Annotated in this window: 18 protein-coding genes; 7 read left to right on the top strand and 11 right to left on the bottom strand. The window is 68.8% G+C overall.

Annotated features, from left to right (window positions below; genetic code table 11):
* Nucleotides 1-219: 219 nt before the first annotated feature.
* The 6 genes from BUB57_RS04320 to pepN form a co-directional block, all read right to left on the bottom strand.
* The gene (locus BUB57_RS04320) at nucleotides 220-711 is read right to left on the bottom strand and encodes a DUF2244 domain-containing protein (RefSeq protein ID WP_073062715.1); all 492 of its coding nucleotides are present in this window, start codon (nucleotides 709-711) and stop codon (nucleotides 220-222) included.
* Nucleotides 712-789: 78 nt separating this feature from the next.
* Entirely contained in the window at nucleotides 790-2,466 is a 1,677-nt protein-coding gene (locus BUB57_RS04315) for a cytochrome c oxidase subunit I (RefSeq protein ID WP_073062711.1), read from the bottom strand.
* 299 nt (nucleotides 2,467-2,765) lie between these two features.
* Nucleotides 2,766-3,197: a c-type cytochrome gene (locus BUB57_RS04310; RefSeq protein ID WP_073062708.1), complete on the bottom strand. Its 432-nt coding sequence runs from the start codon at nucleotides 3,195-3,197 to the stop codon at nucleotides 2,766-2,768.
* A gap of 94 nt (nucleotides 3,198-3,291) precedes the next feature.
* Nucleotides 3,292-4,011, bottom strand: coding sequence for a lipoyl(octanoyl) transferase LipB (lipB, locus tag BUB57_RS04305; RefSeq protein WP_073062698.1), 720 nt, complete (start codon nucleotides 4,009-4,011; stop codon nucleotides 3,292-3,294).
* Between the two features lie 129 nt (nucleotides 4,012-4,140).
* Nucleotides 4,141-5,085, bottom strand: a complete 945-nt coding sequence (locus BUB57_RS04300) for a lysophospholipid acyltransferase family protein (protein ID WP_234951982.1) — start codon at nucleotides 5,083-5,085, stop codon at nucleotides 4,141-4,143.
* A gap of 71 nt (nucleotides 5,086-5,156) precedes the next feature.
* Nucleotides 5,157-7,718, bottom strand: coding sequence for an aminopeptidase N (gene pepN, locus BUB57_RS04295; RefSeq protein ID WP_073062695.1), 2,562 nt, complete (start codon nucleotides 7,716-7,718; stop codon nucleotides 5,157-5,159).
* Between the two features lie 158 nt (nucleotides 7,719-7,876).
* On the opposite strand from pepN, the gene BUB57_RS16715 reads away from it, so the two are divergent.
* The 3 genes from BUB57_RS16715 (at nucleotide 7,877) to BUB57_RS04280 (ending at nucleotide 11,797) form a co-directional block, all read left to right on the top strand.
* Nucleotides 7,877-8,494 (top strand): hypothetical protein, encoded by a 618-nt coding sequence (locus BUB57_RS16715; RefSeq protein WP_073062692.1) that lies wholly within the window; start codon nucleotides 7,877-7,879, stop codon nucleotides 8,492-8,494.
* A gap of 213 nt (nucleotides 8,495-8,707) precedes the next feature.
* Complete coding sequence (locus BUB57_RS04285) at nucleotides 8,708-10,282, top strand: Re/Si-specific NAD(P)(+) transhydrogenase subunit alpha (RefSeq protein WP_073062688.1); 1,575 nt, start codon at nucleotides 8,708-8,710, stop codon at nucleotides 10,280-10,282.
* Between the two features lie 6 nt (nucleotides 10,283-10,288).
* Nucleotides 10,289-11,797 carry an NAD(P)(+) transhydrogenase (Re/Si-specific) subunit beta gene (locus BUB57_RS04280; protein ID WP_234951981.1) on the top strand — a complete coding sequence of 503 codons (1,509 nt, stop codon included), beginning with the start codon at nucleotides 10,289-10,291 and terminating at the stop codon, nucleotides 11,795-11,797.
* Between the two features lie 215 nt (nucleotides 11,798-12,012).
* On the opposite strand, the gene BUB57_RS04275 is transcribed toward BUB57_RS04280, so the two are convergent.
* Complete coding sequence (locus tag BUB57_RS04275) at nucleotides 12,013-12,522, bottom strand: L,D-transpeptidase family protein (protein ID WP_073062685.1); 510 nt, start codon at nucleotides 12,520-12,522, stop codon at nucleotides 12,013-12,015.
* Nucleotides 12,523-12,689: 167 nt separating this feature from the next.
* Here BUB57_RS04275 and BUB57_RS04270 point away from each other — a divergent pair, with 167 nt between their 5' ends.
* Together BUB57_RS04270 and BUB57_RS04265 are read left to right on the top strand one after the other, a co-directional pair.
* Nucleotides 12,690-14,030: a DUF3422 family protein gene (locus tag BUB57_RS04270; RefSeq protein ID WP_073062681.1), complete on the top strand. Its 1,341-nt coding sequence runs from the start codon at nucleotides 12,690-12,692 to the stop codon at nucleotides 14,028-14,030.
* 15 nt (nucleotides 14,031-14,045) lie between these two features.
* Entirely contained in the window at nucleotides 14,046-14,393 is a 348-nt protein-coding gene (locus tag BUB57_RS04265) for an arsenate reductase family protein (RefSeq protein ID WP_200796407.1), read from the top strand.
* Here the strand turns inward: BUB57_RS04265 and BUB57_RS04260 are convergent.
* The 4 genes from BUB57_RS04260 to BUB57_RS04245 form a co-directional block, all read right to left on the bottom strand.
* The gene (locus BUB57_RS04260) at nucleotides 14,390-15,013 is read right to left on the bottom strand and encodes a YitT family protein (RefSeq protein WP_073062678.1); all 624 of its coding nucleotides are present in this window, start codon (nucleotides 15,011-15,013) and stop codon (nucleotides 14,390-14,392) included. The genes BUB57_RS04265 and BUB57_RS04260 overlap by 4 nt on opposite strands.
* 1,104 nt (nucleotides 15,014-16,117) lie before the next feature.
* Complete coding sequence (locus tag BUB57_RS04255) at nucleotides 16,118-17,068, bottom strand: nucleoside hydrolase (RefSeq protein ID WP_073062676.1); 951 nt, start codon at nucleotides 17,066-17,068, stop codon at nucleotides 16,118-16,120.
* A 162-nt stretch (nucleotides 17,069-17,230) separates the two neighbouring features.
* Nucleotides 17,231-17,944 carry a response regulator transcription factor CtrA gene (gene ctrA / locus BUB57_RS04250; RefSeq protein ID WP_073062671.1) on the bottom strand — a complete coding sequence of 238 codons (714 nt, stop codon included), beginning with the start codon at nucleotides 17,942-17,944 and terminating at the stop codon, nucleotides 17,231-17,233.
* 70 nt (nucleotides 17,945-18,014) lie between these two features.
* Nucleotides 18,015-18,338 carry a DUF1153 domain-containing protein gene (locus BUB57_RS04245; RefSeq protein ID WP_234951980.1) on the bottom strand — a complete coding sequence of 108 codons (324 nt, stop codon included), beginning with the start codon at nucleotides 18,336-18,338 and terminating at the stop codon, nucleotides 18,015-18,017.
* A gap of 115 nt (nucleotides 18,339-18,453) precedes the next feature.
* Here BUB57_RS04245 and mnmA point away from each other — a divergent pair, with 115 nt between their 5' ends.
* Nucleotides 18,454-19,614, top strand: coding sequence for a tRNA 2-thiouridine(34) synthase MnmA (mnmA, locus tag BUB57_RS04240; RefSeq protein WP_073062662.1), 1,161 nt, complete (start codon nucleotides 18,454-18,456; stop codon nucleotides 19,612-19,614).
* Complete coding sequence (locus BUB57_RS04235) at nucleotides 19,611-20,150, top strand: glutathione peroxidase (protein ID WP_073062659.1); 540 nt, start codon at nucleotides 19,611-19,613, stop codon at nucleotides 20,148-20,150. The genes mnmA and BUB57_RS04235 overlap by 4 nt, the downstream gene beginning before the upstream one ends.
* Nucleotides 20,151-20,177: the final 27 nt, after the last annotated feature.

The following is a 20,177-nucleotide window of genomic DNA, read 5'->3' as shown; positions in this document are numbered from 1 at the left end:
CCGACCCGTGTGCTGGCGGCCTGTTGTGGCCATGTCGCCCGAAAAGACTGTCGCGCCTATAGCGCGGAACGGGGTTCGGCGCAAGGCTGCGGGGTGGGGCCGGACCGGGGCGCTGTCCCGGCCGCTGCCGCGGCCTTCCTCGCTGAAAACGGTCCACCGGACCGTTTTCCGGGCGCTCGGAAGCCCGGGATATTTCGGGCAAGATGAAAGCGCGGAGGGTCAGCGGGGGGTGAGCCCGCCCAGGGCGGCGGCGAGTTCGTCGCGCAGCTGGCGGCGTTCCTCGGGCGAGAGCAGGGCGCCGAGCTCGATCTCGCGCTGGCCGTCGGTCAGGGTCAGGTAATCCTCGACCGGGCCGTCGCGGCGCAGGGTCAGCCGCACCCAATAGGGGTTGGCCTGCCACTGTCGCGGGGGGCGGCCGGGGTCGTGGCGGCTGACCAGCAGGGTGTCGGGGGTCAGGGTCAGCTCCTCGAAGCTGCCGCCGCCGCGCCAGTGGCGCTGCATCGCCCACCAGAGCCCGGTCAGCGCCGCCAGCGCGAACGGCAGCAGCCCCCACATCACCGCCGAGCCGGTCAGCGCCACCAGCGGCAGCACCAGCAGCAGGGCGGTAGCGCCGATGAACCAGACGAAACCATGGACGGTCAGCGAGCGGTGGCGCCAGATCAGCAGCCGGCGGGCGCCGTCCGGGGCATCAGGCTGCCAGGCATAGGGCATCGAAGGGGCAGGGTCCGTAAGGGGGCACGAAAAACGGCCCCGGATCGCTCCGGGGCCGCGGGACTTGCCGGGGCGGGATCAGTGGGCGCGCGCCCGGTCCCAGTCCTCGGGCCTGGGCAGCTGCTCGAACGTATGCTCGGGCGGCGGCGAGGGCAGGCTCCATTCCAGCGTGTCGGCGTATTCGTTCCAGTAGTTGTTCTCGGTCACGCGCTTGCCGGCGAACAGCGTGTAGAACACGATGCCGATGAACAGTAGGAACGAGGCGAACGACAGATAGGCGCCCAGCGACGAGATGTTGTTCCAGTAGGCGAAGGCCTCGGGATAGTCGATGTAGCGGCGCGGCATCCCCTGCTGGCCCAGGAAGTGCTGCGGGAAGAAGATGAGGTTCGAGCCGATGAACATCATCCAGAAATGCAGCTTGCCGGCCCATTCGGGATACTGGCGCCCGCTCATCTTGCCGATCCAGAAATACGACCCGGCGAAGATGGCGAAGACGGCGCCCAGCGACATCACATAGTGGAAATGCGCCACGATGTAGTAGGTGTCGTGATACACCCGGTCCAGCGGCGCCTGGCTGATGACGACGCCGGTCACGCCGCCGACGGTGAACAGGAACAGGAAGCCGAAGGCCCAGAGCATCGGCGTCTTGAACTCGATCGAGCCGCCCCACATCGTGGCGATCCACGAGAACACCTTGATGCCGGTCGGCACCGCGATGGTCATGGTGGCCAGCATGAAATAGGCCTGCTGGGTCAGCGACATGCCGGCGGTGTACATGTGGTGCGCCCAGACCACGAAGCCCAGGATCGCGATCGCCGCCATCGCCAGCACCATCGGCAGATAGCCGAAGATCGGCTTGCGCGCGAAGGTGGCGATGACGTGGCTGATGATCCCGAAGCCGGGCAGGATGATCATGTAGACCTCGGGGTGGCCGAAGAACCACAGGATATGCTGGTACAGAACCGGGTCGCCGCCGCCGGCGGGGTTGAAGAAGTTGGTGCCGAAGTTGCGGTCCATCAGCAGCATGGTGATACCGCCCGCCAGCACCGGCAGCGACAGCAGGATCATCCAGGCGGTGATGAACACCGACCAGGCGAACAGCGGCACCTTGAACAGGGTCATCCCCGGCGCGCGCATGTTCAGGAAGGTGGTGATGATGTTGATCGCCCCCAGGATCGACGAGGCGCCCGAGACGTGCACCGCAAAGATCGCCAGGTCCATCGAATAGCCGGCCTCGGTCGTCGACAGCGGCGGGTAGAGCACCCAGCCCACGCCCGAGCCCATCTGGTCGTTGCCACCCGGCGCGATCAGCGACGCCAGCCCCAGCGCGACGCCGCAGACATACATCCAGTAGGACAGGTTGTTCAGCCGCGGGAACGCCATGTCCGGCGCGCCGATGTGCAGCGGCAGGAAATAGTTGCCGAAACCGCCGAACAGCGCCGGGATCACGACGAAGAACATCATCAGGATGCCGTGATAGGTGATCATCACGTTCCACAGATGCCCGTTGGGGGTGCATTCGGCGCTGGCGTCGGCGATGAAGCGCGCGCCCTCGAGGCACATGTACTGCACGCCGGGGTGCTGCAGCTCCATCCGCATGTAGACGGTGAAGCAGACCGAGATCAGCCCCACTATCCCGGCGGTGAACAGGTAAAGGACCCCGATATCCTTGTGGTTGGTGGACATGAACCAGCGGGTGAAGAACCCGCGGGTATCATGCTGCGCACCATGGCCGGGAACGGCGGCGTCTGCCATGCGAATGCTCTCCTCAGAATCTTGCCGGACCGGCGGGGCCGGTGGGACTCAGCCGAAACTCTAGAGCAGGATTCCGGCTGGGGCAATGTGTCGCGCCATGCAGAGTGCGACAAAAAGGCCGAAAGGATGAGGAGATGGGGCTGGGCAGCGGCAGGGCCGCGAAAACCGGGCAGGAGAGGGGCGCGGGAAGGGAAGGGGGAAGGAAAATGCCCCCGGCCGGTGTCGCCGTCGGGGGCAGGCAGAGGCGGACCCGCCGGGTCCGCCCGTGTGGCCGCCGGGGAACGGCGGCCGGTGCGGGATCAGCCCTCGTCGGGCGAATGCGCGGCCAGGAACGCGGCCACGTCGGCCTGGTTCTTGTTCAGCTTGAAGGTCATCTTGGTCTTGGCCTTGTCGTCGCCGGTGTGGGCTTTCAGATAGGCGCCCGGATCGGTCATGTATTCGATCAGCGACGCTTCGTCCCAGACCATGTCGGGGTTCTTCTCGGCCAGTTCGAGAATGCCCTCACCGTATTTGAAGCCCTCTTCCGCAGCCGGCTTGGAACCGACGATGCCGTACAGGTTCGGGCCGGTCTTGCCGCCCTTGACGATGTCGGTGCCGTCCGGCGCCTGCACCATGTGGCAGGCCTTGCACTTGTTGAATTCCTTCTGACCCTTTTCGGCATCGCCGTCCTGGGCAACGGCCGGCACTGCCAGAGCAAGCGTGGCGAGCGTGGCGTAAAGGCTGATTCTCATTCGTCTTCCGTCCTTCCTCAGCGGTTCCATCCCTGCGAGGGAAACCCCTCGCGCCGGGCATATCATTCCAGTCCCCCGCACGACACTACAAAAGTCATACGGATTCGGTTCCCGGTCCCATTGCACGAACAAATCCGTTCAGCAACGCGTGATCCAGGTCGGCCATGGTCACCGGCAGGCCCAGATCGACCAGGCTGGTGACCCCGTGGCCGCTGATTCCGCAGGGCACGATGCCGGCGTAATGCGACAGGTCGGGCTCGACGTTGATCGCCAGCCCGTGGAAGCTGATCCAGCGGCGCAGCTTGATGCCGATGGCCGCGATCTTGTCCTCGCGCGCGGTGCCGTCGGGCAGGGGGGGCTTGTCGGGGCGGGCGATCCAGACGCCCACCCGGCCCTCGCGGATCTCGCCGCGCAGGCCGAACTCGGCCAGGGTCGCGATCACCCAGCCCTCGAGCGCCCGGACGAAATGACGCACGTCGCGGCCGCGGCGGTTGAGGTCGAGCATGACATAGACCACCCGCTGCCCCGGCCCGTGATAGGTGTACTGGCCGCCGCGCCCGGTCTGGTGGACCGGAAACCGATGCGGGTCGGTCAGGTCCCCGGGGCGGGCCGAGGTGCCGGCCGTGTAAAGCGGCGGATGCTCGACCAGCCAGATCGTCTCGGGCGCGGTGCCGGCCGCGATCCCGGCGACGCGGCTCTCCATCCAGGCGACGGCCTGCGGATGCGGCATCAGGCCGGGGGTCAGCAGCCATTGCGGCGCGGGGGCGGCGCCGGGGGTGGCAAGCGGCAGCGTGTCGGGCGTGGGCAGGGTCATCGGGACGAGAGATAGCGGCCGGGCGGGAATCCGCAAGGCTTGCGGCCTTGGCCGCGCCGGAGCGGGGGCCAGCCGCCGCGCCCCTGGGATAGTTTCACAAGGAAGAAGGGGGGGCGGCGCGCGCCGCCGTCAGGGCTTTTCCCCCAGCGGGCGGTGGATGGTGCGGCGGCGGCGGCGGACTTCGCGCAGATGCGACATATGGGCGGCGTTGGGGCCGGGGGGCGGCAGGTCCAGCACCGCCCGGCGCAGCGCCTCGATCCCCTCTTCCGAGCGGGCGGGCAGCGAGGCGGAATCGATCGGCTGGCCGATGGTGATGCGATAGGTGTGGCCGGCCTTGTTCAGCACCTCGTGAAACAGCGTCACGTCGCGCAGCGTCGGGTGGATCGCGTCCAGCAGGTAGAACAGCGCCGAGTTGCGCGCCCGGATGTGCAGCGGGATCACCGGGGCGCCGAACTTGCGCGCGATCATGGCGGCGCTGGCCATCCACGGCCGTTCGTGCAGCGTCAGCCCGCGGCGCTTGGCCAGCCGCCCCGAGGGGAAGATCAGCCCGATCCGCCCCTGTCCCAGCGCAGCGCGGGTATAGTCCATCGTCTGCTTGGTCTTGGCGTGGCTGCGCTTTTCCAGCCGCCATTCCACCGGGGCGATCAGCTCTTCGGTCTGGGGCAGCACCCGGATCATGTCGTGGTTGGCATAGATGAACAGATCGTCGCGCACAGCCGAGACCACCGCGTGCAGCACGATCCCGTCGGCGATGCCGGTCGGGTGGTTGGCCACGATCAGTGCCGGGCCGGTGGCGGGGATATGTTCCAGCCCGTCCACCCGCAGGTCGCGCAGGATCAGCCCCGAGATGCGGCGCATGATCTCGGCCGTGGGCAGGTCGCGGAACTCGGCCGCCAGCTCGATCGAGCGGGGGTACTGCAGCAGCTGCATCATCAGCAGCCGCGCCGCGGTATGGTGCGGCCGCCCTGAATAGAGCCAGGGCGCACGTTCCTCGATCAGCGGGTCCAGCCGCTGCTGCATCTCGGTCCGGGCCGGCAGGCGGCCCGTCGGGTCTGGCGATTCTCTCGGCGGCATCTGGCTCATCTGTCTGTGATTCCGATGGTTGCCCCTGAGGATTGACGCGGACAAGCCCCGTCGGGTTCCCCTCAGCCCCCGGCGGCAAGAATGCGCCGGACCATCTCGGCGCTGTTGACCGACAGCGACGGCATCGCGGCGATCCGTTCCAGCGCCGCGCGGGCCGCGGCGCGGCGGCTGGCGTCGTGCCGGGGCCAGGTTTCAAAGGCGGTCATCATCCGCGCCGCGGTCTGCGGGTTCGCCGGATCCAGCCGCATCAGCCATTCGGCCACGAAGTCGTAGCCCGAGCCGTCGGCGGCGTGGAACGCGGCCGGGTTCGCCGTCACCGCCCCGATCAGCGCGCGGAAGCGGTTCGGGTTCTTCCAGTCGAAATCGGAACGCGCGGCGAGGCTGCGGGCGATGGCGACGGCGCGGGCGGGCGGGGCGGCCATCGGCTGGATGGTGAAGAACTTGTCCATCACCAGCCGGTTGTCCGCGAACTGCGCCTCCATCTGCGCCAGCGCCGGGCCGGCGCGGTCCAGCCGCACCAGCGCTGCCAGCGCCCCCATGCGCTGGGTCATGTCGGGGGCGGCGTCCCACAGCGCCTGCGCCAGCGCGCCGCCGTCCAGCCGCGACAGCAGCCCCAGCGCCGCCAGCCGCAGCGAGCGCCGCCCGGCTGGCCCGGCATCGGGCGAATAGGGGCCGGCCGGGTTCATCCGCTCGTAAAGCGCCGTCAGCACCGGGCGGTGGTCGCGGGCAATGGTTTCGGCCAGCGCCTCGCGCGCCTCGTGGATGCGGTCGGGGTCGGGGATGGCGCCGCGGGCAGTGATCCCGGCCGCGATCTCGTCTTCGGACGGCAGGCGCAGCACCAGCGCCACGAAGGCGGGGTCGAGCGTCTCGTCCCCCAGCACCCCCGCCAGCGCCCCGGAAAACGCCGGGTCCGGGTCGCCGCCCTGCGCGGCAGTGACCAGCGCATCCAGCGCCAGCTCATGCCCGGCCTGCCAGCGGGCAAAGGCATCGCTGTCATGGGCCAGCAGCAGCGCGCGGTCGGCGGCGCTCATCCGCCGCTCGACCGTGACCGGGGCGGAAAACCCGCGCAGCAGCGACACCACGGGCCGCGCGCCGAGGCCGTCGAAATGCCATTCCTGTTCGGCCTCGGTCATTTCCAGCACCTGCGTCGGCAGCACCTCGTCGCCGTTGGGCGAGATCAGCCCCAGCGCGATCGGGATTACCCGCGGCGGCTTTTCGGGCTGGCCGGGGGTGGGGGCGGTCGCCTGCGCAAATCGCAGGGTCAGGCGGCCGGCGTCCTCGTCCCAGCTTTCCGCCAGGGCCAGCCGTGGCGTGCCGGCGTCGGTATACCAGCGCTTGAACTGCGCCAGATCGCGGCCGGTGGCGTCCTGAAACACCAGCAGCCAGTCCTCGATGGTGCAGGCCTGCCCGTCGTGGCGGTCGAAATACAGATCCATCCCGGCGCGCCAGCCATCCTCGCCCAGCAGCCGGCGCAGCATCCCGATCACCTCGGCGCCTTTTTCATAGACGGTGGCGGTGTAGAAATTGTTGATTTCCTCGTAGCGATCCGGGCGGGGCGGATGCGCCAGCGGCCCCGCATCCTCGCGGAACTGGCGGGCGCGCAGCGTCACCACATCCTCGATCCGCTTCACCGCGGCCGAGCGCAGGTCCGAGGTGAACTGCTGGTCGCGATAGACGGTCAGCCCCTCTTTCAGGCACAGCTGGAACCAGTCGCGGCAGGTGATGCGGTTGCCGGTCCAGTTGTGGAAATATTCATGCGCGATCACCGATTCGATGCGTTCATAATCGGCGTCGGTGGCGGTGTCGGGGCTGGCCAGCACCAGTTTCGAGTTGAAGATGTTCAACCCCTTGTTTTCCATGGCCCCCATGTTGAAATCATCGACCGCGACGATGTTGAACACGTCAAGGTCGTATTCGCGCCCGTAAGCCCGTTCGTCCCACGCCATCGAGGCCTTCAGCGCCTGCATCGCAAAGCCCGCGCGGTCCAGATCGCCCGGCCGCACCCAGATGTTCAGCGCCACCTCGCGCCCGGACATGGTGGTGAAACGGTCGGAAAGCGCGCGCAGATCGCCCGCCACCAGCGCGAACAGATAGGCGGGTTTCGGCCAGGGGTCGTGCCATTCCGCCCAGCCCCGACCCTGCGCCACCGGGTTGCCGTTCGACAGCAGCACCGGCAGGTCGGATCGCACCACTACCCGGAACGGCGCCATCACGTCGGGCCGGTCGGGATACCAGGTGATGTGGCGGAAGCCCTCGGCCTCGCATTGGGTGCAGAACATGCCGCCCGAGAGATACAGCCCCTCGAGCGCGGTGTTGTCGGCGGGGTCGATCTCGACCTCGGCGGCAAAGGTGAAGGGGCGGTCGGGCAGGGCGGCCTCGGCGATGCTCAGCGATTCCGCGCCGATGGTCAGATGCGCGGGATCGACCGGGCGCCCGTCGATGGCGACCGCGCGCGTGCGCAGCCCCGCGCCGCCGTCCATGACCAGCGGCCCCGGCCCGCTGCGCTCCATCGCGATGTCCGAGCGCACCACCGTCCCCCGCGGCGCCAGCGCGAACTCCAGCCGCGTTTCGGTGATGCGGAACGGCCAGGGGCGATAGTCGTCAAGCAAGCGGGTTTCCGCCATTTCTGCCTCCGCTGGGGAAATATGTTCGAACCGGGGAACTTGTGTCGAAGCAGAGTGTTAAGCGCAGGATTACGGGGTCGCAACCCGGGCTGTCCTCGTCTATGACGGCGCGGCAGAACCGGTCCCGAAATACCGAACAGCTTCAAGGAGTCACACACATGGCCAACTACGACCCCAACGATCCGCGCCGCACCGATGCCACCGACCCGCACCGTCCCGTGGATCCGGCCGGTCGCACCACCGCCGTGAACGAAACCTATGTCGAGCCGGTCGAGAAGAAAGCCTCGCCGCTGCCGCTGATCATCGGGATCCTGCTGGCCCTGGCGCTGGCCTGGTGGCTGCTGTCGAACTTCATGGGCAACGACACCGACACCGCGGGGGACACCACCACGACCACCACCACGGTGACCACGCCCGAGACCGACACCGCCCCGGCCACCACCACCACCGCCCCGGCAGTGACCGCACCGGCCGACACCACCACCGAAACCACCACCACCGAGGTGCCGGTGGAAGAGCCCGCGGCCGATACGGCGACCGACACCACCACGGATACCGCGCCGGCGGCGACCGACACCGCGCCCGTGACCGGCGCCGACTCTGCCGCGACCGAGGCCGAGACCGCGGTGGATGACGCCGAAGCCGCGGCCGACGCCGCCGAGGATGCCGCGGCCGAGGCCGAGGCTGCCGCCGACGCGGCCGCCGATGCCGCCGCCGATTCCGCGACCGACACCACCACCACCCCGGGCACGGTGGTCCCGCCCGCCACGAACTGACGGTCCTTTGCGGCCGCTCGGGTGCCGGGGTCATCCCTCGCCCCGGCACCCACCGACCGGCCCCAGGGCCATCCGACCGCCGCGCCCCCAGCGCGGCGGTTTTTTGCCGTCCTCGCGCGTGCGCGTATGGCGACTGCCCCGCTCTCAGGCTTGTGAAAGTCCGAAACGCGGTGCTAATGCAGGTGCAGCAACGGACAAAGGGGGGCGGGCCCGGTGAGAATTGGCGCGTTGAAGGAGATTTTCGAGGGAGAGGCGCGGGTAGCCGTCACTCCGTCGTCTGCGGGGCATCTGCAGAAGCTCGGGCACGAGGTTCACGTCGAATCCGGCGCCGGGGCGCGGTCCGGGTTTTCGGACGCGGCCTATGAGCGGGCGGGGGTGATCGTGCATCCCACCGCCGCGGCGCTGCTGGCGGCGGTGGATGTGGTCGCCAAGGTGCGGCCCCCGACCGAGGACGAGCTGGCGGCGATGCGCGAGGGGCAGACGCTGATCTCGTTCTTCTATCCCGGGCAGAACTCGGAGCTGCTGGAACAGGCGCGGGCGCGGGGCGTCGACGCCATCGCCATGGACATGGTGCCGCGGATTTCGCGGGCGCAGAAAATGGACGCGCTGTCCTCGATGGCCAATATCGCCGGGTACCGCGCGGTGATCGAGGCGGCGAACAACTTCGGCCGCTTCTTCACCGGGCAGGTGACGGCGGCGGGCAAGGTGCCGCCGGCCAAGGTGCTGGTGGTGGGTGCGGGCGTGGCCGGTCTGGCCGCGATCGGCGCCGCGACCAGCCTGGGCGCGCAGGTCTATGCCTTCGACGTGCGCCCCGAGGTGGCCGAGCAGATCGAATCGATGGGCGCCGAGTTCGTGTATCTCGACTTCACCGACCAGGTGCAGGACGGGGCCGCGACCGGCGGCTATGCCGCGCCATCGTCGCCCGAGTTCCTGGCCAAGCAGCTGGAAAAGTTCCGCGAGCTGGCGCCCGAGATGGACATCGTGATCACCACCGCGCTGATCCCCGGCCGGCCCGCGCCGAAGCTGTGGACCGCCGACATGGTCGAGGCGATGAAGCCCGGCTCGGTCATCGTCGACCTGGCCGCCGAGCGCGGCGGCAACTGCGACCTGACCGTCCCGGACGAGAAGATCGTGACCGAGAACGGCGTCACCGTCATCGGCTATACCGACTTCCCCTCGCGCATGGGGGCGCAGGCCTCCGAGCTTTACGGCAACAACGTGCGCCACATGCTGGCCGACCTGACGCCGGCCAAGGACGGCGCGCTGGTCCACGACATGGACGACGACGTGATCCGCGGGGCCACCATCACCCGCGACCACGACATCACCTGGCCGCCGCCCCCCCCCACGGTGCAGGCGATCGCCGCGCAGAAGCCGCGCGAGAAGGTCAAGGAGCCGACGCCCGAGGAACGCAGGGCCGCGGAACACGCAGCCTTCCGCCAGCAGACCCGCAACCAGGTGACGCTGCTGGTCGCCGGCGGCGCAGTGATGGCGCTGGCCGGGCTGTTCGCGCCGGCGTCGTTCCTGCAGCATTTCATCGTCTTCGTGCTGGCGGTGTTCATCGGTTTCCAGGTGATCTGGAACGTCGCGCATTCGCTGCACACGCCGCTGATGGCGGTCACCAACGCGATCTCGTCGATCGTGATCCTGGGGGCGCTGCTGCAGATCGGCTCGGGCTCGGCCTGGGTGATCATCCTGGCGGCGCTGTCGGTGCTGATGACCGGCGTCAACATCTTCGGGGGCTTCCTGGTCACGCGCCGGATGCTCGCCATGTTCCAGAAGTCGTAAGGGTCGATGATGGAGAATACCGTGATCACCACCGCCCCCGCCGCGCCCCTGAACGTCGTCCTGGACGTGCTGCCGGCCTACGGCTTCACCACCGCGGCCTATGTCGTCGCCGCGGTCCTGTTCATCCTGTCGCTGGGCGGGCTGTCCGGCCAGGAAAGCGCCAAGCGCGCGGTCTGGTACGGCATCGTCGGCATGGCGCTGGCGGTGCTGGCGACGCTGTTCGGCCCGGCCTCGGCCAACTGGTGGCTGACGGTCATCATGCTGGCCATCGGCGGCGCCGGCGGCTGGGTGCTGGCCACCCGCGTGCAGATGACCGAGATGCCGCAGCTGATCGCCGCGATGCACAGCCTGGTCGGGCTTGCCGCCGTGTTCATCGGCCTGAACGCGCAGCTTGAGCTGGGCCGGGTGATCCGCGCCCGGGCCGAGGGCGTGGCCGAGGGCTTCGGCGGCTTTGCCGCGATGCTGGCGCAGAAGACCCCGGCCGAGATCGCCATGCTCAAGATCGAGGTGGCGCTGGGCATCTTCATCGGCGCGGTCACCTTTACCGGCTCGGTCGTGGCCTACGGCAAGCTGGCCGGCAAGATCGACGGCAAGCCGAAGAAGCTGCCGGGCGGGCACATGCTGAACCTGACGGCGGCGCTGCTGTCGCTGCTGCTGACCATCCTTTACGTCACCGGCTGGGGCCCGGCGGTGCTGTGGCTGCTGATCCTTGCGGTGATCGCGGGCTTCATCGGCTGGCACCTGATCATGGGCATCGGCGGCGCCGACATGCCGGTGGTGGTGTCGATGCTGAACAGCTATTCCGGCTGGGCGGCGGCGATGATCGGCTTCACGCTGTCGAACGACCTGCTGATCGTGACCGGGGCGCTGGTCGGCTCTTCGGGTGCGATCCTGTCCTACATCATGTGCAAGGCGATGAACCGCTCGTTCATCAGCGTGATCCTGGGCGGCTTCGGCGGCGAGGCCGGCCCCGCGATGGAGATCGAGGGCGAACAGATCGCCATCGACGCCGACGGCGTGGCCGCGGCCCTGAACGAGGCCGACAGCGTCATCATCGTCCCCGGCTACGGCATGGCGGTGGCACAGGCCCAGCAGTCGGTCAGCGAGCTGACCCGCAAGCTGCGCGCCGCCGGCAAAGAGGTGCGTTTCGCCATCCACCCGGTCGCCGGCCGCCTGCCCGGGCACATGAACGTGCTGCTGGCCGAGGCCAAGGTCCCCTATGACATCGTGCTGGAAATGGACGAGATCAACGAGGACTTCCCTTCGACCGACGTGGCGATCGTCATCGGCTCGAACGACATCGTGAACCCGGCGGCACAAGAGGACCCGAACAGCCCCATCGCCGGGATGCCGGTGCTGGAGGTGTGGAAGGCCAAGCAGGTGTTCGTGTCGAAACGCGGCCAGGGCACCGGCTATTCCGGCATCGAGAACCCGCTGTTCTACAAGGAAAACACGCGGATGTTCTACGGCGACGCCAAGAAGTCCATCGACGCGCTGCTGCCGATGATCGACTGAGACCGGCGGCGGCTGGAAACAGGAAACCCCCGCTTCGGCGGGGGTTTTTTATTGGAAACGGCGGAGGGTTTGAGGCGCGGGACCGGGGCTCTGCCCCGGACCCCGGGATATTTTCAACCGCCCGAAGGGCCAAGGGGGAGCGCGGCGCTCAGGGGCGCGGACCCTTGGGCAGGGCGAGAGAGCCGTGGTCGGTGGGGGCTCTTGCTTGCGGCGTCTCAGGGGGTGATCAGCACCGGGGTGCCGTCGCGGACCATGGCATAGATATCCTCGATCTGGTCGTCGTTCACCGCGATGCAGCCGGCGGTCCAGTCGCGCTTGTGGGGCGCCAGCGCCCGGCCCTCGGGGCCCCAGCCGTGGATGAAGATGTCGCCGCCCGGGTCCTGCCCCTGCGTCAGCGCGAAACCGGCATCCTGCGGGTTGGGGTAAGAGATCCCCAGCGACAGGTGATACTTGCTGTCGGGGTTGCGGCGGTCGATGTAATACAGCCCCTCGGGGGTCTTGCCGTCGCCCGAGAACTGCTTGTGGCCCACCGGCTCGTTCCCCAGCCCGACATTATAGGCCGCGATCACGCTCGACCCGCTGAAGAACAGCATCTGCCGCGCCGATTTGTTCACCACGATCTGGGTTACCGGAGGGCCGTCATAGCTCTTGAACTTGCTGGGCGCGCAGGACGTCGCCAGCGCCAGCAGCATCGCCGCGATCGGCAGTCTGAACGAGGGTCTCATGATCTGTCCCGTGATTATTGCCCCGATCTTGCCGCAGCAGACGGCTTGGGACAACCGGGGCGGCGATCACGATGGGCTCAGCGGCGGGCCGGCGGCGGGGAATGGCCGGCGGGTCCGGCGCCGCGAAGCGCTTGCGCGGGCGGCGGTTTGCGGGTTGATGTCGGGGCATGGAAAAGCACCCGCCCCGCACCCCGAGCCCGCTGGACCACCCGCTGCGCTACGAGATGGTGAACGAGCTGCACGCCCGCCCCTCGCCGCGGCTGAACGTGCCCTGCACCGCGGTCTATGTCGCGTTCAAGGAACCGCGCGACGCCGCCAGCCGCGACCGCAGCGTCGATCTGGCGCATCTGGCCGAGCTGGTGGCGCGCCACGGCGCCCCCGCGCCGCCGCCAGAGGCCGGGCATTACGCCGCCCAGCTGGGCCGGCACGAGCTGCGCTGGGAAAGCCACAGCGAGTTCGTCAGCTACGCCAGCTTCTCGCCCGGCCGGCCGCATCGGCCCTTCGATCCGGCGCTGGCCGAGCTGTTTCCCGACGAATGGCAGGCCCGCGCCCCCGGGCGGCGGGTGGCGGCGGCGATCGTGCAGGTGCTGCCGATGCCCGAGGATCCGGCCGCGATCACCCCGCTGCTGGGGCAGTGGTTCGCCGCCGACGGGCTGGTCGCGGTGCAGGTGCTGGACGGGGCCGGGGTCGCCGCCACCGATTTCCGCGTCGATCCGGCCGGCTGGATGCGTTTTGCGGTATTCGTCGCCCCCGATGTCGGCGCCGGGCGCATCGGCCGCATCGTGCAGCGGCTGCTGGAGCTGGAAACCTATCGCGCCATGTCGATGCTGGGCCTGCCGCGAGTGCGGGCGCTGACCGCAACGATGAACACGCTGGAAACGAGGCTCGCCACCCTGCTCGAGCGGCTGGGCGACGACAGCGGCAGCCCCGATTCGGCGCTGCAGGAGCTTCTGGACCTGGCGCAGCAGCTGGAATCCGCGGCGACCCAGCACGGGTTCCGCTTTGGCGCCACCCGCGCCTATGAGGCCATCGTCCACGACCGCATCGCCACCCTGCGCGAGACCCGTTTCCAGGGGCGTCAGACCCTGACCGAGTTCATGGTGCGCCGCTATCAGCCCGCCATGCGCACCGTGCACTCGGCCGAGCGGCGGCTGGCGGCGCTGGTCGACCGGGCGGCGCGCGCGGGCGAGCTGCTGCGCACCCGCGTCGACGTGCAGCGCAGCGGCCAGAACCAGGCGCTGCTGGAACGCATGGACCGCCGCGCCGACCTGCAGCTGCGGCTGCAGCACACGGTCGAGGGGCTGTCGGTGTTTGCGATCAGCTATTATGCCGTGGGGCTGCTGGGCTATGCGGCGACGCCCCTGGCCGGCGAGTTCGGGGTGGACCGCGCGGTGTTGGTCGCGGTGCTCACGCCGCTGGTGGTGCTGGCGGTCTGGGCGGCGATGCGGCGGGTGCGCGCCCGGCTTCACGATGCGGCGGGGGATCGCTCCGGCCGCGGGGATCTTTGACGCAAGGGATATGCGATGAGCGACAAGCGGTTGGAGATATATGGTCTGGCGCATTGCTCGACCTGCCAAAAGGCGATTGCGGCGCTGGAGGGCGCTGGCTGGACGGTGGATTTCCGCGACGTGAAGACCGCGCCGCTGTCCGAGGCCGAGCGCGCGCGGCTGGTCGCTGATTTCGGGCCGAAGCTGGTCAACCGCGCCAGCCTCACCTGGCGCGCCATGTCCGAGGAAGAGCGCGCGGAAGAGCCGGTGGCGATGCTGGGCGCGCGCCCCTCGGTGATGAAGCGCCCGGCCATCGTCGCGGGCGACCAGCGGCTGCTGGGCTGGACCGCCAACGTCAAGCGCGCGCTCGGGGTCGAGGCCTAGACGATATAGCGGTCGCGGCGGTGGTTGATCGCGATCACCAGGTTCAGCACCGCCGCCCCCAGCGCCGACCACAGCACCCGCTGCCACGGCATCAGGGCAAAGGCGGCGGCGAACAGCGCCGCGTCGAACCCCATCTGCACCCAGCCGGCGCGGATCCCGAACCGGTCCTGCACATCCAGCGCCACCGCGCCGATGCCCCCCAGGCTGGTGCGGTGGCGAAACAGCGCCAGCAGCGCCGAGCCCGACACGAACCCAGCCAGCACCGCCGCCGCGCCGGGGTGCAGGTGGTCAAACCCGATCAGCCGCGGCAGCGCCATCGAGGTCGCCACCATCAGCAGCACTGCTAGGACGGTTCGGATCAGGAACCCCGCCCCCAGCCGGCGGTAGCCGAAACCGTAGAACGGCAGGCTCAGTACCAGATAGACCGGGCCGAAGCCGTAATCCGTCGCGTTCGAGATCAGCAGCGCCAGCCCCGCCAGCTGCCCGGTGATCAGCCCGGCGCTGCCCAGCAGCATCGCCCCGAATGCCGCCATCACGCCGCCAAAGGCGATGCCCTGCGCATCCTCCAGGACACTGTGGCGATGGGGCGCGGGTGGGGTGGGGGCGGGCTGGCTGCTCATGTGCGCGGGATGCCGGACTGCGCGGGCTGTGTCCAGAGGGAGCGGTGCGGGCGCGCGGGGGCAGCGGGGTGGAGGCGATGCGGTGCTGCGTGAAACAGGAGGTGGCGTGGCCAGTTGCGACGACACGGTCATGAGGGTGGCGAGTGGCGCGGGCGGAACGAGCGACCTCGCGGCAAGAATCGGCGGCGAAGGTCCTGTTGGCGGTGTTGCGGGGGTATTTGGACCAGAAAGAAGCCCGGTAGCAGAAAGTGGGCGCGCTTGCGGCCAACCGCGAGGCTGAGCGAGCGGCGCTGACAAGAGTTGGTGACAAGGGCGACGGAGGTGCTGCTGGCATTGCAGATGTGTTGGAGCCGGAAAGAAGCTCCGCTGCGGTGAGCGGGCTGTGGCGTCAGAGCGATCCCGAGCTAGCGGTGGAGGCGACAGGAGCTGGCGGCATAGGTTCTTCTGGCAGTGTTGCAGTGGGTATTTGGACCGGAAAGAAGCCCGACAGCGGCAGGTGGGCGCGCTTGCAGCCGGGCGACGGAGGTGCGGCTGGCCTTGCAGCTATATTGGAGCCGGAAAGAAGCTCTACTGCGGTAAGTGGGCGCTGTGGCGCCGGAAGCGATGCCGGCCAGCGGCGAGGGCGGCAAGAGCAGGCGGCAAAGGTCCTTCTGGCAGTGTTGCAGGGGGTATTTGGACCAGAACGGCGAGTTGGCGCCCTTGCGGCCGGGCGCGAGGCTAAGCGGCGCTGGCGTCAAGAGTTGGGGATAAGGGCGACGTGCCGCTGGCGTTGCAGGTGCGCGGAACTCCATTGCGGTGAGCGAGCGCCGTCGTGTCAGGGCAATACCGGGCCAACGGCGGGGCGGCAGGAACTGGCCGCGGGGTGACGCAACTCCTGCTTGCGACGTCGCAAAGGTCCTGGGCCCGCCACCCCACCCCGGTTGCTGCCCTTCATGACCTCGACCCTGGAGCAAGAGGCCAAGCCGCAAGCCGGGGTAGGCGCGCGGGCCTGCATGTCGGCGGCGCGGCGGCTGTGTATTCGGTCCGGAAGACGCCCGGCCGCGGTGAAGCGCGGGCAGCCATTGTGTCAGCACGCCGGCTGCGGTGAAGCGGACAGCCGTGGCGTCAGGGCGCGGGGTTGCGGTCGAGGCTGGCGATGCGGGTCGAGAGCAGGCGGAACAGCCCGTCGCGGTCGACCTCGCGGATGAACAGCGCGTTGGGCGGGCGGCCGGTCACCTCCCACCAGTCGACCACGGTCATGCCGCGGGTCAGGCGGCCCTCGGTCTCGATCTCGACATTGACGCGGCGGCCGGAAAACAGGTCGGGCGCGATCAGCCAGGCCACCGCGCAGGGGTCGTGCAGCGGTGCGCCCCCGGCCCCGTATTTCGCCCGGTCGAAGCGCTCGTAGAACGAGGTCCAGCTGGCGACGGCGCGCCCGACCGGGCCAGTCTGTCGCATCGCCTCGGTCCAGTCGCGGCTGGTCAGCGCCCTGTGGGTCGCATCGAGCGGCAGCACCACGATCTCGGCGCCCGAGCCGAACACAAGCGCGGCGGCCTCGGGGTCGACGTGGATGTTGAACTCGGCGGCCGGGGTGACGTTGCCCAGGTCTGACCAGGCCCCGCCCATCAGCACGATCCGGCGCAGCCTCGGGATGATGTCCGGGGCGCGCTCGAAGGCGGTGGCGATATTGGTCAGGGGCCCGATCGCGACGAGGGTGACGCTGCGGGCGGGTTCGCGGCGCAGGGTCTCGATGATGAAATCGACCGCGTGGCCGGGGGCGGGCTGCATCGTCGGCGCCGGCAGTTCGATCCCGTCAAGGCCCGAGGCGCCGTGCACATGCTCGGCCGTGACCAGCGCGCCCTTCAGCGGTCGGTCGCAGCCGGCATGGACGGGCAGGTCTGGCCGTCCGCCGAGTTCGCAGACGGTCAGGGCATTCTGCAGCGTCCTCTCCAGCGGCACGTTGCCTGCGACCACCGTCAGCCCCAGCAATTCGAGTTCGGGCGAGGCCAGCGCCAGCAGGATCGCCACCGCGTCGTCCTGGCCGGGATCGGTGTCGATGATGATCTTCTGCGCCATGGCTGCCCCCTATTGCCCGTCGCCGAGAGGGCGCCGCGTTCCGGCCCGCAGCCTAGCGGCCGGCCGGCGGCGCCAAAAGAGGTTGCGGCCCGAAAGACCCTGAAGGACTTCTTTCTGGCCCAAATACCCCTGCAAAGGCGCAATCAGGACCGCCGGCTGCGGTCACAGCCCCACGGCCATCCGCTCTGCCAGCGCCGCTTCCTGCGGGTCGCGCAGCACATAGCCGCGGCCCCAGACCGTCTCGATATGATTTTCGCCCCCCAGCGCCTCGGACAGTTTCTTGCGCAGCTTGCAGATGAACACGTCGATGATCTTGAGTTCCGGCTCGTCCATGCCGCCGTAGAGATGGTTCAGGAACATCTCTTTCGTCAGCGTGGTGCCCTTGCGCAGGCTGAGCAGTTCCAGGATCTGGTATTCCTTGCCGGTCAGGTTCACCGGCCGCCCGTCCACCTCGACCGAGCGCGCGTCGATGTTGACCACCATGCGGCCGGTGCGGATCACCGCCTGGGCATGGCCTTTGGAGCGCCGGATGATCGCCTGGATCCGCGCCACCAGCTCTTCGCGGTGGAAGGGCTTGGTCATGTAGTCGTCCGCCCCGAAACCGAAGCCGCGCAGCTTGATTTCGGTGTCGTCGGCCCCGGTCAGGATCAGGATCGGCGTGTCGATCTGCGACAGCCGGATCTGGCGCAGCACCTCCATCCCGTTCATGTCGGGCAGGTCGAGGTCCAGCAGGATCAGATCGTAGTCGTAAAGCTTCGCGAGATCGATTCCCTCCTCGCCCATGTCGGTCAGATAGACGTTGAAACTGGCATGATTCAGCATCAGCTCGATGCTTCGCGCCGTGGTGGGGTCGTCCTCGACCAGCAGGATCCGCATGACGTGGTCTCCGTCTTTTCGCCTCGATGCCTCCAGCATTGGTCCAATAGGTTAATATCTGGTGAACAGGTCAAGGATTGTTCGCCGCGGCATTCCGCGCGCCACGGTTTTTCGGGATCGCCTTGATCTTCAAGGCGGCGGGGCCAAGTTCCGCGACGATCTCGATCCAGCCGTCCAGCTCTTCCTCGGTCAGGCCGTAGCGCTCGATCGCCTCGTCGCGGGCCAGCAGCCCGTGGGTGATCGCCTCGACCACCACGGCCTTGCGCCGCGCGACCCAGCGTTCCTGCCCGCTGGGCAGGTCGGCCAGCGTCAGGATGCGGCCGTCGCCCAGGGTGACGGTGCGCGGCCGCGTGGATTTTCGGACAAACATGGATGCCCCCTCAGCAATGCTCATGGGGCCATCTGGCATGACGGGTCTTAAGCCGCGGTGAACGGCTCGGGTTGTAAACAACCGCATTTTTCCTATATTTCGCGCGAACCCCGCCATCCGATGGACCGTTTCCGTGACAATGCACGACCCGCGCGGCGCGACGCGCCCGCTCAACAGCCTTGGTTTTGCGCGCCCGCCGGCCGAAACGCGGGTGGTCGTCGCCATGTCCGGCGGCGTCGACAGCTCGGTCGTGGCCGCGCAGCTCAAGGCCGAGGGGTATGACGTCATCGGCGTCACCCTGCAGCTTTACGACCACGGCGCGGCGCTGAAGAAAAAGGGCGCCTGCTGCGCGGGGCAGGACATCCACGACGCGCGCCGGGTGGCGGAACGCATCGGCATCCCGCATTATGTGCTGGACTATGAGAACCGGTTTCGCGAATCGGTGATCGAGGAGTTCGCCGACGCCTATCTGGCCGGCGCCACCCCGGTGCCTTGTATCCGCTGCAACGAGCGGGTGAAGTTCCGCGACCTGCTGCAGACCGCGCGCGAGCTTGACGCCGACTGCATGGCGACCGGCCACTACATCCGCCGCTTCGACGGGCCCGAGGGCGCCGAGCTGCACATGGCCGCCGACCCCGACCGCGACCAGAGCTATTTCCTGTTCTCGACCACGCAGGAACAGCTGGATTTCCTGCGGTTTCCGCTGGGCGGGCTGGCCAGCAAGGCGCAGACAAGGGCGCTGGCCGCCGAACACGGGCTGATCGTCGCCGACAAGCCCGACAGCCAGGACATCTGCTTCGTCCCCGAGGGCAACTATGCCGCGGTGATCGAAAAGCTGCGCCCGGGCGCGGCCGAGCCGGGCGACATCGTCGATCTGGACGGCAATGTGCTGGGGGGCCACCGCGGGGTGATCCACTACACCATCGGCCAGCGCCGGGGCCTCGGCATCGGCGGCCTGGGCGATCCGCTGTATGTGGTGCGGCTGGACCCCGATTCGCGGCAGGTGATCGTCGGCCCGCGGGCGGCGCTGGCCACGCGCATCGTGCCGGTGGCCGAGGTCAACTGGCTGGGCGGTGGCGATTTCGCCGCGGCCGGCGAACGCGAGATCATGGTGCGCATCCGCTCGACCCGCCCGCCGGCGCCGGCGATCCTGCGCCCGACCGGCCCGACCACCGCCGAGGTCGAGCTAGCCGCGGCCGAGGAAGGCGTCAGCCCCGGCCAGGCCTGCGTGTTCTACGATTCCGGCTCGACCCGCGTACTGGGCGGCGGCTGGATCACCATCAGGGAGTCGCGTCGATGACCGGACAGCTGGGCGATATCGCCCTCACCATGAACGACGGCAGCCCCGCCAGGCTGGACGACTGGCGGGGCAAGGTGCTGCTGGTCGTCAACGTCGCCTCGAAATGCGGGCTGACCCCGCAGTACGAGGGGCTCGAGGCGCTGTATCGCGCCAGAAAGGACCAGGGGCTGGTGGTGCTGGGCGTGCCGGCCAACGACTTCAAGCAGCAGGAACCCGGCACCGACGCGGAGATCTGCGAGTTCGCCCGCTCGCGCTTTGACGTGACCTTCCCGCTGGCCGCCAAGACGGTGGTGACGGGGCAGGGGAAGCACAAGCTTTACGCAACGCTGACCGCCGCCGCCCCCGACGCCGTGGGCGAGGCCGATTGGCGCGAGCGTATCGGCGCCGGCGTCAACCCGAACCCCGAGGTGATGTGGAATTTTGAAAAGTTCCTGATCGACCGCGACGGCAACGTGGCGGGGCGCTTTGCCCCCGGGATCAAGCCCGACGACCCGCGGCTGGTGGCGGCGATCGACAGCGCGCTGGCGCAGGACTGACCGAACGCCCCGAACGTTCACCCCCCA

This window comes from Paracoccus solventivorans, assembly GCF_900142875.1.
Taxonomy (GTDB): domain Bacteria; phylum Pseudomonadota; class Alphaproteobacteria; order Rhodobacterales; family Rhodobacteraceae; genus Paracoccus; species Paracoccus solventivorans.
The sequence above is the reverse complement of the archived record's forward strand: the minus strand, read 5'-3'. Positions and strand labels throughout refer to the sequence as shown.